The organism is Delftia sp. WSY_10 (assembly GCF_043104705.1).
Classification (GTDB): Bacteria; Pseudomonadota; Gammaproteobacteria; order Burkholderiales; family Burkholderiaceae_C; genus Comamonas; species Comamonas tsuruhatensis.
This window is the reverse complement of sequence record NZ_JBICKY010000052.1, coordinates 184,006-200,518: the sequence shown is the minus strand read 5'-3', so window position 1 is coordinate 200,518 and position 16,513 is coordinate 184,006. Positions and strand designations below refer to the sequence as shown.

The window sequence follows — 16,513 nt, the reverse complement described above, 5'->3', positions numbered from 1 at the left end:
CCTTCCGATTTGCCCTGCTGAACTGCCCTTCCTGACCGACAGCGAGAACTCTCCATGACCGCTCCCTCCACCGTCTCACGCGCCTCGGCGCGCTCCATGGCCCAGGTCTCGCTGTTCGCGGCACTGATGGCCGTCATGGGCCTGATTCCCAAGATCGACCTGCCGCTGGGTGTGCCCATCACCATCCAGTCGCTGGGCGTGATGCTGGCCGGCGTGATGCTCGGCCCCTGGCGCGGCATGCAGTCCATGCTGCTGTTCCTTGCGGCCGTGGCCGTGGGCCTGCCGCTGCTGTCGGGCGGGCGCGGCGGCATTGCCGTCTTCATGGCGCCCTCGGCCGGCTACCTGCTGGGCTACCCGCTGGCGGCCTGCATTGCCGGCCTGGTCATGCGTGCCCTGCCCCAGAGCTCGCCCCGGCGCGCGGCGTTCAGCGCCTTTGCAGCCTCGGCGCTGGGCGGGCTGGTGGCCCTGCATGCCTTTGGCGTGCTGGGCCTCATGCTGATGGCCAAGCTCAGCCTGTCGCAGGCCTTCATGGCCACCTTGCTGTTCGTGCCCGGCGATCTGATCAAGTGCGTGCTGTGCGCCCTGGTGGTGCACACGGTGGCGCGCGGCATGCCGGACTGGCCGTTCGGAGGCCGCCAGCATGGTTGAGCCGCTCGCGCCCCACCCGCTGGCCGCGCCGCTGCAGCACCCGTGGACCCTGGTCCATGGCCCGCTGGAGCATTGGGCCCGGCAGCGCCCCGATGCGATGGCGCTGCAAAGCGAGGCGGGCCAATGGAGCTTTGCCGCGCTGCATGCCGCCGTGCTGCAGCGCTCGGCCGCGCTGGTGGCCGGCCAGGCGCCAGAGATGCTGCTGCTGGACACGGGCGGCAGCGCCAACACCGTGGATGCCATCGTCGAATTCCTCGCCATCCTGCACAGCGGCCGCTGCGCCGCCGTGGCCGACCCCGATTGGCCCGAGGCCGTGCGCAGCCGCATCGAGGGCTGGCTACCCACGGCGCCCAGCGCTCTGGCCGAGGCCACCGCCACCGGCGCCTTCTACACCGGCTTCACCTCGGGCAGCACCGGGCTGCCCAAGGGCTTCATGCGCCATCACCGTTCGTGGACAGAGAGCTTTCGCGTCTGCCTGCAGGACTTCGGCCCCGTGGCCGCGCAGCGCACCATGGCGCCCGGGCGCATCTCGCATTCGCTGTTCCTGTTCGGCGTGATGCAGGGCCTGTGGTGCGGCGAAGGCGCCGTGGTGCAGGAGCGGTTCTCGGCGGCGCGCTGCCTGGCCTCGCTGGCGCGCGGCGAGGCGCCCTGCCTGGTCGCCGTGCCCAGCCAGTTGATGCTGATGCTGCAATGGGCCGCACACCGCGCGCTGGCGCCCATCCCCGAGGTGGAGCTGATCATGATCAGCGGCGCGCGCTGGATGCGCGCCCAGACCCCGGCCCTGCGCGCGCTGTTTCCGCGCGCACGCATCATCGAGTTCTACGGCGCCTCGGAGGCCAGCTTCATCGCCTGGATGGAGGCCGACGAACAGGCCCCGCCCCAGGCCGTGGGCCGGCCCTTCAGCAATGTGCAGTTGCAGATCCGCCCCGCCACCCAGCAGACCGGCGACCACACCCTGCAGCCGGGCGAAGACGGCCTGATCTACATGCGCAGCCCCATGCTGTTCATGGACTATGTGGGCGAGGCGCGCGATGGCACGGCCGCGCTGCGCGACGGTGAGTGGCTGTCCGTGCGCGACATGGGCCATATCGATGCCGGCGGCCAGCTGTGCCTGGCCGGGCGCCAGAGCCGCATGCTCGTCACACAGGGCAAGAACCTGTTCCCCGAAGAAGTCGAAACCCTGCTGGCCGCGCACCCGGGCGTCGCCCAGGTCTCCATCCAAGGCCTGCCCGACGCGCTGCGCGGCATGCAGGTGCACGCCGTCGTGCAATGGCACGGCGCCGCGCCCGCAGGCTCCGCACAGGCGCTGGCTGCCTGGCTGCGCGACCGGCTGGAAAGCTACAAGCTGCCGCGCCAATGGTGGAGCTGCACCGACTGGCCGCAGACCGCCAGCGGCAAGACCGACCACGGCCGTCTGGCGCGTGCGCTGGCGGCCACCGCCACGGACACTGGCCGGGCACTGCCCGGCGAACCCGCGCTGCTGCCCCTGCCATGAACCCGCAAGACGCCCCCGTCATCCTGGCCTGGGCGCGCAGCCCCGTCGCACCCGTAGGCGGTGTGCTGCGCGAACTGGCGGCGCACGAACTGGGCGCGCCCGTGCTCCAGGCCCTGCTGGCCCGGGCCTGCCTGCCTGCCCGGGCCGTGGATGCCGTGGTCTTAGGCAACGCCCTGGGCGCAGGCGGCAACCCGGCCCGCATGCTGGCCCTGGCGGCAGGCTTGCCCGAGCGCTGCGCAGCACACAGCGTGGATACCCAGTGCTGCTCGGGCCTGGACAGCGTGGCCCTGGCTGCAGGCCTGCTGATGTCGGGCCAGGCCGATATCGTGGTGGCCGGTGGTGCCGAGGCCTGGAGCCGTGCCCCCATCCGCCAGACGCGCCCGCGCCATGCAGGCGAGCTGCCCGTGCCCTTTGAACGCCCCGCCTTCGCCCCCGATCCCGCACGCGACCCGGACCTGCTGCAATCGGCCGCCGACCATGCGCTGGCCCATGGCATCACCCGCGCCGTTCAGGAGGCCCATGCCATCCACAGCCACGCGCAGGCGCTCGCGCACCGCGACCGGCTGGCCCAAGAGATCGTGCCCCTGGCCGGGCTGGACCACGACGCCTATCCGCGCGCCTTGAACCCGGCCCGCGTTGCCCGCATGCCCGTGGTGGCCGAAGCGGGTGGCGCCGTTGACGCCCATGCACGCCAGCGCCATGCGCTGAGCACGCCCACCATCTCGCCCAAGGCCGATGGCGCTGCCCTGGTGCTGCTGGCCACGCCGCAGGCCTGTGCACGCCTGGGCCTGCAGCCACGCGCCCGCTGGGTGGCCAGTGCCTCGCTGGGCCATGCGCCCGAAACACCGCTGGTCGCCGCCGCACTGGCGGCCCAGCAGGTGCTGGAGCGTGCAGCCGCAGCGCTGCAGCTGCCTTGCCTGACTGCGGAAGAGCTCCAGGCTGTGGAGCTGCACGATGCCTTCGCCGTGCAGGCCCTGGCCTTTGCCGAAACCCTGGGCCTGCCGCTGCAGCAGCTCAACACCGGAGGCGGTGGCCTGGCGCGCGGCCATCCCATAGGCGCATCGGGCGCGGTTGCGCTGGTGCGCATGCTCTCAGACCTGCACCGCACGCCAGCAGCCCACAGACCGGCCCTGGGCCTGGCCGCCATTGCAGGGGCTGGCGGCATAGGCGCTGCCTGCCTGGTGCAGGCGCTTTGAATCCATGGACTCCGCATTTCCCATGTCCGCCAAACCACCGTTCGACACCCTTCCCTTTGGCGATTCGCATGAGGCCCTGGTGCACGCGCGCCGCTCCGTGCGCGCCTACCGTCCCGATCCCGTGCCGGACGCGCTGCTGCACCAGTTGCTGCAATCGGCCCGCCGGGCGCCCAGCGGCGGCAACCTGCAGCCCGGCCAGTTCATCCAGGTGCGCGGCAGCCTGCGCAGCGCACTCACACAGGCGCTGCTGGCCGACTGGCAAGGCGGAGCACCTGAGCGCGAAGACTACGGCTACTTCCCCCGCCCCATGCCCATGGCGCTGCGCAAGCGCCAGGTGGCGTCGGCCCAGGCCCTGTACAGCGCCCTGGGCGTGGCCCGCGAGGACCGCGCAGGGCGCGACGCGCAGTTCGGCCGCAACTACCGCTTCTTCGACGCGCCCGTGGCCCTGGTCGTGAGCATCGACGCACGCTTCGGCGCAGGCGGCTACATGGACCTGGGCATGACCCTGTACGGCCTGCAAATGGCCGCAGCCGCCCAGGGCCTTGGCAGCTGCGCCATCGGCGCCCTGGCCTCCTACCCCGACACCGTGCGCCGCGTGCTCGACCTGCCGCCCGGCGAGCACATCGTCTGCGGCCTGGCCCTGGGCTGGCCCGACGAGGCCGCCCCCGTCAACCGCACCCAGACCACCCGCGCACCGCTGACCGAATACTTCAGGGTACTGGGAGAATGAAAAAAAGCTGCCAATGGCAGCTTTTGCAATTCAGCCCTCGCTCGCACTGAACACGGCGACCGAAACCGGCGCAACCCAAAGCGAGGGACACCGAGCAAGGGCCGCCCCGAAGCGAGGGTGTCGTCCCCCTCCCGCGAAGCGAGAGAGGGGGAAGCGGCGTCAGCCGCTCAGGGGGTGCTTCCTATCAAAATGCAGGAATCACCGACCCCTTGAACTGCACATCGATGAACTGGCGCACTTCATCGGAGTGGTAGGCCTTGATCAGCTGCGCCACCCAGGGCTTGCCCTTGTCGGCATCGCGCGCGACCAGAATGTTCACATAGGGGTTCTTGGCGGCTTCCTGCGCAATGGCATCGGTCTTGGGGTTCAGGCCTGCCGAGATCGCGAAGTTGGTGTTGATGGCCGAGGCATCCAGGTCATCCAGCGAGCGTGGCAGCTGGGCTGCGTCCAGCTCCACGAAGCGCAGCTTCTTGGGGTTGGAGACCACGTCCAGCGGCGTGGCCTTCAGGCCCGCGCTTTCCTTGAGCTTGATCAGGCCCTGGGCCTGCAGCAGCAGCAGCACGCGGCCACCGTTGGTGGGGTCGTTGGGGATGCCGAACTTGGCGCCCTGGGGCAGGTCGGCCAGCTGCTTGATCTTCTTGGAATAGATGCCGATGGGGAAATTCACCGTGTCGGCCACCCAGCCGATCTTGTAGCCGCGGTCGCGCACCTGGGCGTCGAGGTAGGGGCGGTGCTGGTAGCTGTTGGCGTCCAGGTCACCGGCCGACAGCGCGGCATTGGGCTGCACGTAGTCGCCGAATTCAACGATCTGGATCTTCAGGCCGTTCTTCTCGGCGACCTTCTTGACCTGCTCCATGATCTGGGCGTGCGGGCCGGCCGTGACGCCGACCTTGATGGGCTTGTCCTGCGCCTGCGCGGGAATGGCCAGCAGGGTCATGGCGGCGGTGCTGGCAATCGCGGCGGCCGTGAGCGTGCGGCGGAGGAAATGGCGCTTGGTGGGCATGGATGCGGTTCCTTGTAACCTGTCAAAAACACAGGCGCACACTGTAGCGCCAACACAGCGCGCGGCGACCGTACCGGCACACTGCGGCTAGACAGTTTTTTCAGTAGCTCACAACCGGCGCCGCAGCGCGGGCGTCAGCGGTCCTGGAACTCGGGCGTTGCCATGACCTGGTGGGCCACGACATCCAGTACGGGATGGGGTTGCTCCTGGCGGTCTATCCAGACCTTGGGCGTGAAGCTGCCACGCAGCGCCACGGCATCGCCTTCGATCAGATTGCGCAGCACCTCGCAGGCCTGGGCGTCGAATGCAACCACGTTGACCGGGATGGAAGTGCCATCGGATGCCTCGGAACGCACGCGGGCCACCATGAAGGGGCGCCGATTGCGGTCGCTGCGGTGTTCGGGCGTACCGGTGAGTCTGCCGGTAATCAGTCCATCCATCATGTGCGAGACCAGGAAGAAATCGTCAGTTACAAAAGACGCCATTGTAGGTGCAGGTCTTACGCATCCAGACCTGGAGGCGCATCTTCACGGTGCATGGAGTTTTCTGCGCTGGCTACCCTCGCCATCCGCGAGGGAGCCGCCTGGCGGAACTGCACCCGCCCTTCGCCGCAAGGCACAATCGCGCGCAAAATCGAACGTACAAAGCAAAAAGCTCCTGACGTTTCCGTCAGGAGCTTTGCGTTGTGGTCGGCGTGGCGGGATTCGAACTCGCGACCCCTTGCACCCCATGCAAGTGCGCTACCAGGCTGCGCTACACGCCGAAGCATTGAATTATAGGGACTAAAAACGGGCCTTCAGGGAAAACGCAGAGATTTTTCAAAAATGTCTGCAAATTCCTGAAATGGCGACGATCAGCCCCCCGCATCTTCTCACCCCTGATGCGTGGCGCGCACGTGGTCCAGCAAGGCCTCCAGCGGATGGCGCAGCTGGCGTTCGGACAGGCGCTTGACCTGGCTGCGGCAGGAGTAACCGGTGGCCAGCGGCTCGCCCAGCTCCTGCTTGCCTTCGATCTGCCGGGCCCATGACTGGGCATAGATCGTCTTGGAGGTTTCGAGGTTGCGCGCCTCATGCCCGTAGGTGCCCGACATGCCGCAGCAGCCCGTGGCCTCCACGCTCAGGCGCAGGCCCCGTCGCTCGAAGAGCTGTGCCCACTGCTTGCCGCTGTCGGGCGCGTTGGTCTTTTCGGTGCAATGGGGCAGCAGGCGGTACGCAGTGCCTGCACTGCCCTCGTTCGTGCGCGCCTCGGGCAGCACCTGCTGCAGCCATTCCTGGGGCAGCGCAACCTTGGGCACCTCGCCCATACCCGGCACCTTGAGGTATTCCTGCCGATAGGCCAGCGTCATGGCCGGGTCCAGCCCCACCAGCGCCACACCGGGCTGAGCCAGTTGCGCCAGCTGCGCGGCATTGCGGATGGCCGCCTTGGCAAAGGCGCCCATGAATCCCTGCACATGCAGCGGCTTGCCATTGGGCAGCAGTGGCGCCAGCCAGACCTGGAACCCCAGGCGCGCCGCCAGCTCGATCAGCACCTGCAGCTGGCCGGTCTCGAAGTAGCGGGTGAAGCTGTCCTGCACGATGACCACGCTGCGCGCGCGCTGCTCGGGCGAAAGCGCGGCCAGCGCCTGCGCATCGGCCGCGCGCACCTTCCATTGCCGCAAGGTGGCTGCCAGGTCCAGCCGGCTCAGCAGCGGGCCATCGACCATGCCGATGCGCCGGCTGAGCACATCGCGCATCCATGGCGAGCCCATCACCCCGTTGTAGAGCGCGGGCATGCGCGCCAGCCAGGGCATGGTGAACTCCAGCGAGCCGATCAGGTAGTCGCGCACGGGCCGCAGGTAGCGGCGGTGGTACAGCTCCAGAAAGCGCGAGCGGAATTCGGGCACGTTGACCTTGACGGGACACTGCCCGGCGCAGGACTTGCAGGCCAGGCAGCCGGCCATGGCGTCATAGACCTCGTGCGAGAAATCGGCCTCGCCGCGGCGCGCCGCGCGGCTGTTGCGCCAGCGCGCGGCCAGGCTGGACAGAAAGGGCTGGGGCCGCTGCGCGACCTCCAGCACATTCACGCCTGCCTGCCCCTGCAGGCGCAGCCATTCGCGCATCAGCGAGGCCCGGCCCTTGGGCGAATGCACGCGCTGGCGCGTGGCCTTCCAGGACGGGCACATGGCGTCGTCCGGGTCGAAGTTGTAGCAGGCGCCATTGCCGTTGCAGTGCATGGCCGCGCCATAGCTTTGCCATACGCGCTCGTCGATCTGCCGGTCCAGCTCGCCGCGCGTGGTGACGCCATCCACCTTGAGCAGCAAGGTCTTGCTGGCCGGCGGCGTGGCGATCTTGCCGGGGTTGAGCTGGTTGTGCGGGTCGAAGGCGGCCTTGAGCTGCTGCAGCGAGGGATACAGCTCACCGAAGAAGGCCGGCACATATTCGGAGCGCAGGCCCTTGCCGTGCTCGCCCCACAGCAGGCCGCCATGGCGCTGCGTGAGTTCGGCCACCGCGTCGGAGATGGGGCGCACCAGGGCGGCGTCCACGGGGTTCTTCATGTCCAGGATGGGGCGCACATGCAGCACGCCGGCATCGACGTGGCCGAACATGCCGTACTGCAGGCCGTGGCTGTCCAGCAGCGCGCGGAACTCGGCAATGAACTCGGGCAGGTTCTCGGGCGGCACGGCCGTGTCTTCGACAAAGGGCTGGGGCCGCGCCTCGCCCGCCACGTTGCCCAGCAGGCCCACGGCGCGCTTGCGCATGGCATAGACGCGGTGCACCGCTGCATTGCCGGCCGCCAGCGTGTGGCCCAGCCGCTCCACCGAGGCGTCGGCGCCCAGGTGCGCGAGGAAGGCCTGCACGCGGCCATCGACCTCCTGCGGATCGTCGCCACTGAACTCCACCAGGTTGATGCCCAGCGTGGGGCGCTGCCCGTCCTGCGGGAAGTACTCGGCCACGCTGCTCCAGACGAAATCCTTCATGGCCAGCAACAGCACCTTGGAATCCACCGTTTCTATGGACAGCGGCTGGTGCGCCATCAGCGCGCGCGCATCGCGCAGCGCATCCATGAAGCCCGCATAGCGCACGTTGACCAGCACCGAGTACCGGGGAATGGGCAGCACGTTGAGCCGCGCCTCCACCACGAAACCCAGCGAGCCTTCGGCGCCGCACAGCACGCTGTTGAGGTTGAAGCGCCCGTCGCCGTCGCGCAGATGGGCCAGGTCATAGCCGGTGAGGCAGCGGTTGAGCTTGGGGAATCTGGCCTCGATCAACTCCGCCTGGTCCTCGCTGATGCGCCGCGCCGTGCGGTGCACCTTGCCGATGCGCCCCGAATCGGCGCACATGCGCTCCAGCGCCTGAGCATCCAGCGGCGCGCTGTGCAGGCGCTCGCCGCCCAGCAGCACGAAGTCCAGCGCCAGCACGTGGTCGCGCGTCTTGCCATAGGTGCAGCTGCCCTGCCCGCTGGCATCGGTGTTGATCATGCCGCCGATGGTGGCGCGGTTGGAGGTGGACAGCTCGGGCGCAAAGAACAGTCCGTATGGCTTGAGCGCGGCGTTGAGCTGGTCCTTGACCACGCCTGCCTGCACGCGCACCCAGCGCTGCTCGGCATTGATTTCGAGGATGCCGTTCATGTGCCGTGACAAGTCCATGGTCACCCCATGCGTGAGCGACTGCCCGTTCGTGCCCGTGCCGCCGCCGCGCGGTGTCAGCACCACATCGCGGAACTCAGGCCGCGCCAGCACCTGCGCCGCCCTGGCCACATCCTCGGCGTGACGCGGGTAGATGGCCGCCTGCGGCATGCGCTGGTAGATGGAGTTGTCCGTGGCCAGCACGGTGCGGCTGGCATGGTCCGTGTCCACGTCGCCCTCGAAGCCGGCGGCCTTCAACGCTTCAAGAAACTCAAGGTATTGGGCAGGCACGGGGGCGCTGGCGTGGGGCAGTGGGGCAATCGACATGGAAGGCAAGGTGGGGAGATTTGTTGCTGGCGATCAGCCCAGGAAACCCATGCATGCAATACACGACTTCAGGCCGACCATGGCCGCAAGTATCCCTACACTCTTCCTCTGGAACAAACGAAAATTGCTGCCGCAAACACTGCATAAAACTCATGAATTACCGACGCCTGACGCCCTCCATGTCCCTGCTGCTGGTCTTCGAGGCGGCCGCGCGCCACGAAAGCTATGCGCGTGCGGCCGAGGAGCTGTCGCTGAGCCAGAGCGCCATCAGCCGGCAGGTGCAGACGCTGGAGGCGCAGCTGGGCATCAGCCTGTTCCGCCGCGAGGGCCGCACGGTGCGCCTGACCGATGTGGGGCGCCGCTACTTCATCGACCTGGGCGCCGCGCTGGGCCGCATACGCAGCGCCACCCTGCAGGCCATGTCACGCCAGTCCGGCGGCGGCACCCTCAACCTGGCCACCCTGCCCACCTTCGGCTCCAAATGGCTGCTGCCGCACCTGCATGGCTTCTACCAGGCGCAGCCCGGGGTGACGATGCACATCCACTCGCGCATCGGCGATATCGATTTCGACAGCGCAGAGATAGACGCCGCCATCACCGTGGGCACGGGAGACTGGCCCGGGCTGACCGCGCATCGCCTGTATCACGAGTTCCTGGTGGCGGTGACCAGCCCGCAGGCGCTGCAGCAGGCCGGGCAGGCAGCAGCCTCGCCGGATTGGGCGGGCCAACAAGTGCTGCTCACGGTGGCCAGCAACCGGCAGGCCTGGAGCGAGTGGTTCACGCACTATCGGCTCGATCACCGGCAGATGCGGATAGGACCGAGCTTCGAACTGACCTCGCACCTGATACAGGCCGTGCTGGCAGGCATGGGCGTGGGCCTGGTGCCACGGGTGCTGGTGGAAGAGGAGATAGCGCGCGGTGAGCTGAATGTGGTGGGAGACGCCATCCCCAGCCAGCGCAGCTACTACCTGGTCTATCCCGAGAGGAACGCGACACTGCCGGCGCTGGCAGCCTTCCGGCAATGGCTGCTTGAGACCTGCGCCCAGGGTTGATTCCCGCGCAACGGCCGCTCCCCTTCAGCGGTTGGTAGCGGTTGGCGATGGCACAAAGAAAAACGGACCACAGCCAGAAGCTGTGGTCCGTATTCATTTATGGTCGGCGTGGCGGGATTCGAACTCGCGACCCCTTGCACCCCATGCAAGTGCGCTACCAGGCTGCGCTACACGCCGAAGAATTCAATTATATACAGCTTTTTGCTCTCAAATAGAAAGCAGCGCACGAATCTGCAAAAGCTCCTCGCGCACGGCCTCCGGCTCCAGCGGAACGCTGGCCGCGGCATCGCCACCGAGCAGCGGCGCGGCAGCCGGCGCCGACACCGCGACACCGGCCTGCAGCGCGGGAACCACGGCAGACCCCGAGGCCTCACGCAGGCGGTTGCGCGCGCCATTGATGGTGAAGCCCTGCTCGTAGAGCAGCTCACGGATGCGCCGGATCATCAGCACTTCATGGTGCTGGTAGTAGCGGCGGTTGCCGCGCCGCTTCATGGGGCGCAGCTGCGTGAACTCCTGCTCCCAGTAGCGCAGCACATGCGGCTTGACGTCGCACAGATCCGCGACCTCACCGATGGTGAAGTAGCGCTTGGCGGGAATCTGGGGCAGAAGTGAAGCCATGGCAAATGTGGATGAAGTCAGGATGTGCAATGCCGCTGGTGCGCGGGCGCCGATCCGGGAAGAAGGCCGAGCCTACTGCACAGCTCGCCTGCAGGCCAGCACCCTGTCGTAAAAACAGCCCATCCACCGCGAGGCAGACAGGCTGGCGACAGCTGGCCATGCAGGCCCGGGCCGGTTTTCCTCAGGCCTGGGAGCCCGATGTGCCTTCCTGGATCTGCTCCTTGAGCTTGCTGCTCGCATGGAAGGTCACGACGCGGCGCGCCTCGATCGGAATGGCCTCGCCCGTGCGCGGATTGCGCCCCGGGCGCGGCGCCTTGGTGCGGATCTGGAAGTTGCCGAAGCCCGACAGCTTCACATCCTCGCCCGACACCAGGCTTTGCGAGACCAGCTCGAAGAACGCATCCACCATTTCCTTGGATTCGCGCTTGTTCAGGCCGATCTCGTCGAACAGCAGATCCGCCAGCTGCGCCTTGGTCAGCGCAGGCGAATCAAGACTTTCCACCGCCAGTTCCATCACAGGATCTCCTTTCACGGCATGCACCCTCCATCATGCGCGCAGGCGCGCACCCAGACGCTGCTGCAGCTGCTCGAGCACGGCCTGCACGGCCTGCTCGATCTGCACATCGGTCAGCGAGCTGTCGTCATGGCCCAGCGTCAGGCGCACGGCCAGGCTCTTTTCGTCCTGCGCCAGCGCGCCCGGTGCCGCTGTCTCGCCGGCCTTGAGCGCCTTGGGACGGAACACATCGAACAGCACGGCAGAGCGCAGCAGGCCGCCGGTCTGGGCAGCTTCCACCGCCTGCATGAGCTGGGCATGCGTGGTCTTTTCGTTCACGACCACGGCAATGTCGCGCTCCACGGCCTGGTGCTTGGCCACGGGCTTGAACACCGGCACCTCGCGCGCCAGCACGGCATCGAGCTCCAGCTCGAACAGCACGGGCGCCTGGGCCAGATCCCATTGCTGGCGCCACTGGGGATGCAGCTCGCCAATGAAGCCGATGGACTGGCCATCGAGCAGCACGCGTGCGCAGCGGCCCGGGTGCATGGCCGGATGCTCGGCCGGCTCGAACACGGGCTTGCGCGGCGCCAGCAGCGCCTCGACATCGCCCTTGACGTCGTAGAAGTCGACCCTGGTCTCGCCACGAGCCCATTGCAGCTGCTCGGCAGCTCCCCAGGCCAGGCCCGCCACGCGCATGGGCTGGTAGAAGCCCTTGACCGTGGTGTCGCTGTCAACAACGCTGTCATCCTTGAGGAAGACACGGCCCAGCTCGAACACGCGCACGCGCTCGGCCTTGCGGTCGGCATTGAACTTGAGCACCTGCATGAGCGAGCCGATGAGGCTGGAGCGCATCACGCTGAGCTGGCTTGCGATCGGGTTGAGCAGCTGGATGGGATTGGCGTTGCCAGCCAGATCCTTCTCCCACGCGGCTTCCACAAAGCTGAAGTTGATGGTTTCCTGGTAACCCAGATCGGCCAGCGCGCGGCGCACGGCGAACTGGCTGCGGCGGTTCTCGGCGCGCAGCTTGGGCGCAATGGGCGCCAGCGGCTTGGTCGTGGGCAGGTTCTCGTAACCCACCATGCGCGCCACTTCCTCGATCAGGTCTTCCTCGATGTTGATGTCGAAGCGGAAGCTGGGCGGCGTGACGGTGAGCACGCCATCGCCCTGCTCCACCGGCAGGCCCAGGCCGGCCAGCGCATCGTGGCATTGCTGCTGCGTGAGCGGCATGCCGATGACCTTGGCCGCACGCGCCACGCGCAGCGTGACGGGCTTGGGCTGGGGCATGTTGGACTTCTGGTCGTCGACGGGGCCGCAGACGGTCTCGGGCGTGCCGCAGATCTGCAGCACCAGCTCGGTGATGCGCTCGATGTGCTCGACCGTCAGTTCGGGATCGACGCCGCGCTCGAAGCGGTGGCCCGCATCGGTGGAGAAGTTGTAGCGGCGCGAACGGCCGGCAATCGACTTGGGCCACCAGAAGGCCGCCTCGATGTAGATGTGGCGCGTGTCGTCGGACACGGCCGTGGCGTCGCCGCCCATGATGCCGGCCAGCGATTCGACTTCGCGCTCATCGGCGATCACCCCCACCTGTCCATCGACGGTGACGGTGTTGCCGTTGAGCAGCTTGAGCTGCTCGCCTTCCTTGCCCCAGCGCACCTGCAGGCCGCCGTGGATCTTGTCCAGGTCAAAGATGTGGGAGGGGCGGCCCAGCTCGAACATCACATAGTTGGAGATGTCCACCAGCGGCGCCACGCTGCGCTGGCCGCAGCGCGCCAGGCGATCGACCATCCACTGCGGCGTCTTCGCCTGGGTGTTGACGTTGCGCACCACGCGGCCCGAGAAGCGGCCGCACAGGTCGGGCGCCTCGATCTTCACGGCCAGCCTGTCCTGCACGCCCACGGCGGCAGGCGTGAACGACTGGGGCTTGAGCGGCGCGCCGGTCAGCGCAGCCACTTCGCGCGCCACACCATAGACGCTCAGGCAATGCGCCAGGTTGGGCGTGAGCTTGAGCGTGAACAGGGTGTCATCCAGGTTCAGGTATTCGCGGATGTTCTGGCCCAGGGGCGCGTCCAGCGGCAGCTCCATCAGGCCGCCATGGTCCTCGGACAGCTTGAGTTCGCGCGCCGAGCACAGCATGCCGAAGCTCTCCACGCCGCGCAGCTTGCCGATCTTGATGAGGAAGGGCTTGCCGTCTTCACCGGGTGGCAGCTCGGCCCCCACCGTGGCGCAGGGCACGCGGATGCCCACGCGCGCATTGGGCGCGCCGCAGACGATGGTCAGCAGCTCGGGCCCGCCCACATCGACCTGGCACACGCGCAGGCGATCGGCATTGGGATGCTGCTCGGCAGCCTTGATCTCGCCGACGACGATCTTGGTGAACGGCGGTGCCACGGGCTCCAGCTCCTCCACCTCCAGGCCGGCCATGGTCAGGGTGTCGGCCAGCTCTTGGGTGGTCAGCGGCGGATTGCAGAACTCGCGCAGCCAGGATTCGGGAAATTGCATATCAGACTCTTTGGCGTTGGTTCGGTCCGCGCGCCGCGGCGCTGGCGGACCCCATGAACGTATTGACGACTCTCATTCCACCCCCCCGAACAGCCTGACCATGCGACTGGCGTGGTTCAGGCCGGAGACGCCGAGCAAGAGCCGCCTCGCGGCGAGGGCGTCGTCCCCCTCCCGGGGGGATGGCGCGCAGCGCCTCAGGGGGCGATCCATTTCTAACGGAATTGCGACAGGAAGCGGATATCGCCGTCAAAAAACAGACGCAGATCGTTGACGCCATAGCGCAGCATGGTCAGGCGGTCAGGGCCCATGCCAAAGGCAAAGCCGATGTACTTCTCGGGGTCCAGCCCCATGTTGCGCACCACGTTGGGGTGCACCTGGCCGGAGCCGGCCACCTCCAGCCAGCGGCCGGCCAGCGGGCCGCTCTGGAACTGGATATCGATCTCGGCGCTGGGCTCGGTGAAGGGGAAGAAGCTGGGACGGAAGCGCAGCACCAGGTCATCGCTCTCGAAGAAGGTCTTGCAGAAGTCGGTGAAGACCACCTTCAGATCCTTGAAGCTGACGTTCTCGCCGATCCACAGGCCTTCGCACTGGTGGAACATGGGCGAGTGCGTGGCATCGCTGTCCACGCGGTAGGTGCGGCCCGGCGCGATCACACGGATCTCGGGCATGCCCTGGCCGGCGTCCAGCCGCTCACGGTATTTCTTGACGTGCTGCACGGCATGGCGCACCTGCATGGGGCTGGTGTGCGTGCGCAGCAGATTGGGGGCCTGTTCCGTGCCGCCTTCCACGTAGAAGGTGTCGTGCATGGAACGGGCGGGATGGTCTTCGGGCGTGTTCAGCGCCGTGAAGTTGAACCAGTCGGACTCGATCTCGGGGCCCTCGGCCACATCGAAGCCCATGGAGCCGAAGATGCCCTCGATGCGCTCCAGCGTCAGCGACACGGGGTGCAGGCCGCCCTGGCCACGGCGACGGCCCGGCAAGGTCACATCCAGCACCTCGGCCTTCAGGTGGGCCTGCAGCTCGGCATCGGCCAGGGCCTTGCGGCGCGCGGTCAGCGCGGCCTCGATGCCTTGCTTGGCCACGTTGATGGCGGCTCCGCGCGACTTCTTCTCTTCGACGGAAAGCTGCGCCATGCCCTTCATGAGCTCGGTCACCTTGCCCGACTTGCCCAGAAACTGCGCCTTGGCGTTTTCCAGATCAGCGGGGGTTTGTGCCTGCGCGAACAATTGCTGCGCGCTTTCGACCAGAGAATCCAACTCGTTCATATCGACTCTTTATCGACTGTGAAAAGAAACAAGGGCTAGCAGCCTTTTCAAGCCCTAGCCCTTGCTGTTTGCGCTGCAAGCCATCACGAGGATGGCCACAGACCGTTATCTCAAGCAGCCAGCTTGGCCTTGACTTGATCAACGATGCTGCTGAAAGCAGCCTTGTCGTGCACCGCGATATCGGCCAGCATCTTGCGGTCGATCTCGATGGCTGCCTTCTTCAGGCCGTTGGCGAACTGGCTGTAGGTCAGGCCCAGTTCACGTGCAGCGGCGTTGATACGGGCGATCCACAGACGGCGGAACACGCGCTTCTTGGCACGGCGGTCACGGTAGGCATATTGCCCAGCCTTCATCACCGCCTGCTTGGCGATGCGGAAGACATTGCCGCGGCGGCCGCGGAAACCCTTGGAAAGGGCCAGAACTTTTTTGTGACGGGCGCGGGCCGTTACACCACGTTTGACGCGAGGCATGTGTTTTCTCCTTGTTCGTCAGTGAATTACAGGCCAGCCATCGGCAGCATCTGTGCGATCGAGCCCATGTTGGTCTCATGCACAGCCACTGCACCACGCAGGTGACGCTTGTTCTTGGTGGTCTTCTTGGTCAAGATGTGACGCTTGAAGGCTTGACCGCGCTTGACGGTGCCACCGGGACGAACGCGAAAACGCTTCTTCGCGCTGCTCTTGGTCTTCATTTTGGGCATTTGAATGCTCCTGTTGTTTGTGCTCGTGAGGCGGCTCGCAACACTGCGCGCACTTGCTGGCCCCGAGACACTTCTGTGCCAGCCCGGAGGCCGGCAAGAACAAGGGACATGGATACCATGTCCCTTGCATCGCACGCCCCGCGCAATCGACTCGCGCAAGGCCTGCAAATTCTGTCGCCCCTCAGCGAAGGGCGAAACCGCGATTATGCCTTATCAGCCACCGCAGGTGCAGCAGAAACCTCTGCTTGCGGTTTGCCACCGGTGGTGGGCTTCTTGCGCGCAGGGGCGATCATCATCACCATCTGGCGGCCTTCGAGCTTGGGGAACTGCTCCACCTGGATGGAGTCCGCCAGATCGTCACGCAGACGGTTCAGCAGGTCCAGACCGATCTGCTGGTGCGTGATTTCACGGCCGCGGAAACGCAGCGTGATCTTGCACTTGTCACCATCGGCCAGGAATCGGCGGATGTTGCGCAGCTTGATGTTGTAGTCGCCGTCGTCGGTACCAGGGCGGAATTTCACTTCCTTGATTTCGATGACGGTCTGCTTGGCCTTGGCTTCGGCAGCCTTCTTCTGTTCAAGGTACTTGAACTTGCCATAGTCCATCAACCGGCAGACAGGCGGAGTGGCCGTGGCGGCGATTTCCACCAGGTCCACGTCCAACTCGCCCGCCATGCGCAGCGCTTCCTGCAGAGGCACGATGCCCAGCGGCTCGTTCTCCGGGCCGGACAGACGCACTTCAGGCGCCATGATTTCACGGTTGAGACGATGCTTGCGCTCTTCACGGTGGCGCCGATCACGAAATTCAGTAGCTATGGTTCTCACCCTTGGATTTAAGTTGCTACAACAGCGTAGCCGCTTGTGTGCAGTACACGCCAAAC

At 66.8% G+C, this 16,513-nt stretch carries 15 protein-coding genes and 2 tRNA genes; 5 read left to right on the top strand and 12 right to left on the bottom strand.

Annotated features, from left to right (window positions below; translation table 11 throughout):
• Positions 1-54 precede the first annotated feature (54 nt).
• Genes ACF8ML_RS20940 through ACF8ML_RS20925 form a run of 4 tightly spaced genes read left to right on the top strand, consistent with a single transcriptional unit; the run spans position 55 to position 4,069 of the window.
• Complete coding sequence (locus ACF8ML_RS20940) at positions 55-648, top strand: biotin transporter BioY (RefSeq protein ID WP_047326867.1); 594 nt, start codon at positions 55-57, stop codon at positions 646-648.
• Positions 641-2,143: an AMP-binding protein gene (locus ACF8ML_RS20935; protein ID WP_047326866.1), complete on the top strand. Its 1,503-nt coding sequence runs from the start codon at positions 641-643 to the stop codon at positions 2,141-2,143. The genes ACF8ML_RS20940 and ACF8ML_RS20935 overlap by 8 nt, the downstream gene beginning before the upstream one ends.
• Positions 2,140-3,339: a thiolase family protein gene (locus tag ACF8ML_RS20930; protein WP_047326865.1), complete on the top strand. Its 1,200-nt coding sequence runs from the start codon at positions 2,140-2,142 to the stop codon at positions 3,337-3,339. The genes ACF8ML_RS20935 and ACF8ML_RS20930 overlap by 4 nt, the downstream gene beginning before the upstream one ends.
• Positions 3,340-3,343: 4 nt before the next feature.
• Positions 3,344-4,069 (top strand): nitroreductase, encoded by a 726-nt coding sequence (locus ACF8ML_RS20925; protein WP_047326864.1) that lies wholly within the window; start codon positions 3,344-3,346, stop codon positions 4,067-4,069.
• A 184-nt stretch (positions 4,070-4,253) separates the two neighbouring features.
• Here ACF8ML_RS20925 and ACF8ML_RS20920 read toward each other — a convergent pair whose 3' ends face one another.
• The 4 genes from ACF8ML_RS20920 to ACF8ML_RS20905 all read right to left on the bottom strand — a co-directional run bounded on the left by ACF8ML_RS20920 (position 4,254) and on the right by ACF8ML_RS20905 (position 9,003).
• Positions 4,254-5,072 (bottom strand): MetQ/NlpA family ABC transporter substrate-binding protein, encoded by an 819-nt coding sequence (locus ACF8ML_RS20920; RefSeq protein WP_047326863.1) that lies wholly within the window; start codon positions 5,070-5,072, stop codon positions 4,254-4,256.
• A gap of 134 nt (positions 5,073-5,206) precedes the next feature.
• Positions 5,207-5,557, bottom strand: coding sequence for a single-stranded DNA-binding protein (locus ACF8ML_RS20915; RefSeq protein ID WP_012206405.1), 351 nt, complete (start codon positions 5,555-5,557; stop codon positions 5,207-5,209).
• A gap of 201 nt (positions 5,558-5,758) precedes the next feature.
• Positions 5,759-5,835, bottom strand: a tRNA-Pro gene (locus ACF8ML_RS20910).
• Positions 5,836-5,943: 108 nt separating this feature from the next.
• Entirely contained in the window at positions 5,944-9,003 is a 3,060-nt protein-coding gene (locus ACF8ML_RS20905; RefSeq protein WP_392407854.1) for an FAD-binding and (Fe-S)-binding domain-containing protein, read from the bottom strand.
• A 152-nt stretch (positions 9,004-9,155) separates the two neighbouring features.
• On the opposite strand from ACF8ML_RS20905, the gene ACF8ML_RS20900 reads away from it, so the two are divergent.
• Entirely contained in the window at positions 9,156-10,055 is a 900-nt protein-coding gene (locus tag ACF8ML_RS20900; protein WP_392407853.1) for a LysR substrate-binding domain-containing protein, read from the top strand.
• Positions 10,056-10,155: 100 nt separating this feature from the next.
• On the opposite strand, the gene ACF8ML_RS20895 is transcribed toward ACF8ML_RS20900, so the two are convergent.
• From ACF8ML_RS20895 to infC, 8 genes are all read right to left on the bottom strand, one after another.
• A tRNA-Pro gene (locus ACF8ML_RS20895) sits at positions 10,156-10,232 on the bottom strand.
• Between the two features lie 30 nt (positions 10,233-10,262).
• Positions 10,263-10,673: a MerR family transcriptional regulator gene (locus ACF8ML_RS20890; RefSeq protein ID WP_016453295.1), complete on the bottom strand. Its 411-nt coding sequence runs from the start codon at positions 10,671-10,673 to the stop codon at positions 10,263-10,265.
• Between the two features lie 181 nt (positions 10,674-10,854).
• Positions 10,855-11,187, bottom strand: a complete 333-nt coding sequence (locus ACF8ML_RS20885; RefSeq protein WP_016448314.1) for an integration host factor subunit alpha — start codon at positions 11,185-11,187, stop codon at positions 10,855-10,857.
• 33 nt (positions 11,188-11,220) lie between these two features.
• Positions 11,221-13,668 carry a phenylalanine--tRNA ligase subunit beta gene (gene pheT / locus ACF8ML_RS20880; RefSeq protein WP_047326860.1) on the bottom strand — a complete coding sequence of 816 codons (2,448 nt, stop codon included), beginning with the start codon at positions 13,666-13,668 and terminating at the stop codon, positions 11,221-11,223.
• Between the two features lie 212 nt (positions 13,669-13,880).
• Positions 13,881-14,933, bottom strand: coding sequence for a phenylalanine--tRNA ligase subunit alpha (gene pheS / locus ACF8ML_RS20875; protein ID WP_012206411.1), 1,053 nt, complete (start codon positions 14,931-14,933; stop codon positions 13,881-13,883).
• A gap of 110 nt (positions 14,934-15,043) precedes the next feature.
• Entirely contained in the window at positions 15,044-15,403 is a 360-nt protein-coding gene (gene rplT, locus ACF8ML_RS20870; RefSeq protein ID WP_012206412.1) for a 50S ribosomal protein L20, read from the bottom strand.
• A gap of 26 nt (positions 15,404-15,429) precedes the next feature.
• The gene (gene rpmI, locus ACF8ML_RS20865; protein ID WP_046240115.1) at positions 15,430-15,633 is read right to left on the bottom strand and encodes a 50S ribosomal protein L35; all 204 of its coding nucleotides are present in this window, start codon (positions 15,631-15,633) and stop codon (positions 15,430-15,432) included.
• Between the two features lie 203 nt (positions 15,634-15,836).
• Entirely contained in the window at positions 15,837-16,457 is a 621-nt protein-coding gene (infC, locus tag ACF8ML_RS20860) for a translation initiation factor IF-3 (protein WP_074923479.1), read from the bottom strand.
• Between the last annotated feature and the right edge of the window lie 56 nt (positions 16,458-16,513).

Coding starts and splice junctions, on each gene's coding strand:
- ACF8ML_RS20920 (WP_047326863.1), bottom strand. CDS start 5,072: ATGCCCACCAAGCGCCATTTCCTCCGCCGCACGCTCACGGCCGCCGCG.
- pheS (WP_012206411.1), bottom strand. CDS start 14,933: ATGAACGAGTTGGATTCTCTGGTCGAAAGCGCGCAGCAATTGTTCGCG.
- pheT (WP_047326860.1), bottom strand. CDS start 13,668: ATGCAATTTCCCGAATCCTGGCTGCGCGAGTTCTGCAATCCGCCGCTG.
- ACF8ML_RS20940 (WP_047326867.1), top strand. CDS start 55: ATGACCGCTCCCTCCACCGTCTCACGCGCCTCGGCGCGCTCCATGGCC.
- ACF8ML_RS20905 (WP_392407854.1), bottom strand. CDS start 9,003: ATGTCGATTGCCCCACTGCCCCACGCCAGCGCCCCCGTGCCTGCCCAA.
- ACF8ML_RS20935 (WP_047326866.1), top strand. CDS start 641: ATGGTTGAGCCGCTCGCGCCCCACCCGCTGGCCGCGCCGCTGCAGCAC.
- ACF8ML_RS20930 (WP_047326865.1), top strand. CDS start 2,140: ATGAACCCGCAAGACGCCCCCGTCATCCTGGCCTGGGCGCGCAGCCCC.
- ACF8ML_RS20900 (WP_392407853.1), top strand. CDS start 9,156: ATGAATTACCGACGCCTGACGCCCTCCATGTCCCTGCTGCTGGTCTTC.
- ACF8ML_RS20925 (WP_047326864.1), top strand. CDS start 3,344: ATGGACTCCGCATTTCCCATGTCCGCCAAACCACCGTTCGACACCCTT.
- ACF8ML_RS20885 (WP_016448314.1), bottom strand. CDS start 11,187: ATGGAACTGGCGGTGGAAAGTCTTGATTCGCCTGCGCTGACCAAGGCG.
- rpmI (WP_046240115.1), bottom strand. CDS start 15,633: ATGCCCAAAATGAAGACCAAGAGCAGCGCGAAGAAGCGTTTTCGCGTT.
- rplT (WP_012206412.1), bottom strand. CDS start 15,403: ATGCCTCGCGTCAAACGTGGTGTAACGGCCCGCGCCCGTCACAAAAAA.
- ACF8ML_RS20890 (WP_016453295.1), bottom strand. CDS start 10,673: ATGGCTTCACTTCTGCCCCAGATTCCCGCCAAGCGCTACTTCACCATC.
- ACF8ML_RS20915 (WP_012206405.1), bottom strand. CDS start 5,557: ATGGCGTCTTTTGTAACTGACGATTTCTTCCTGGTCTCGCACATGATG.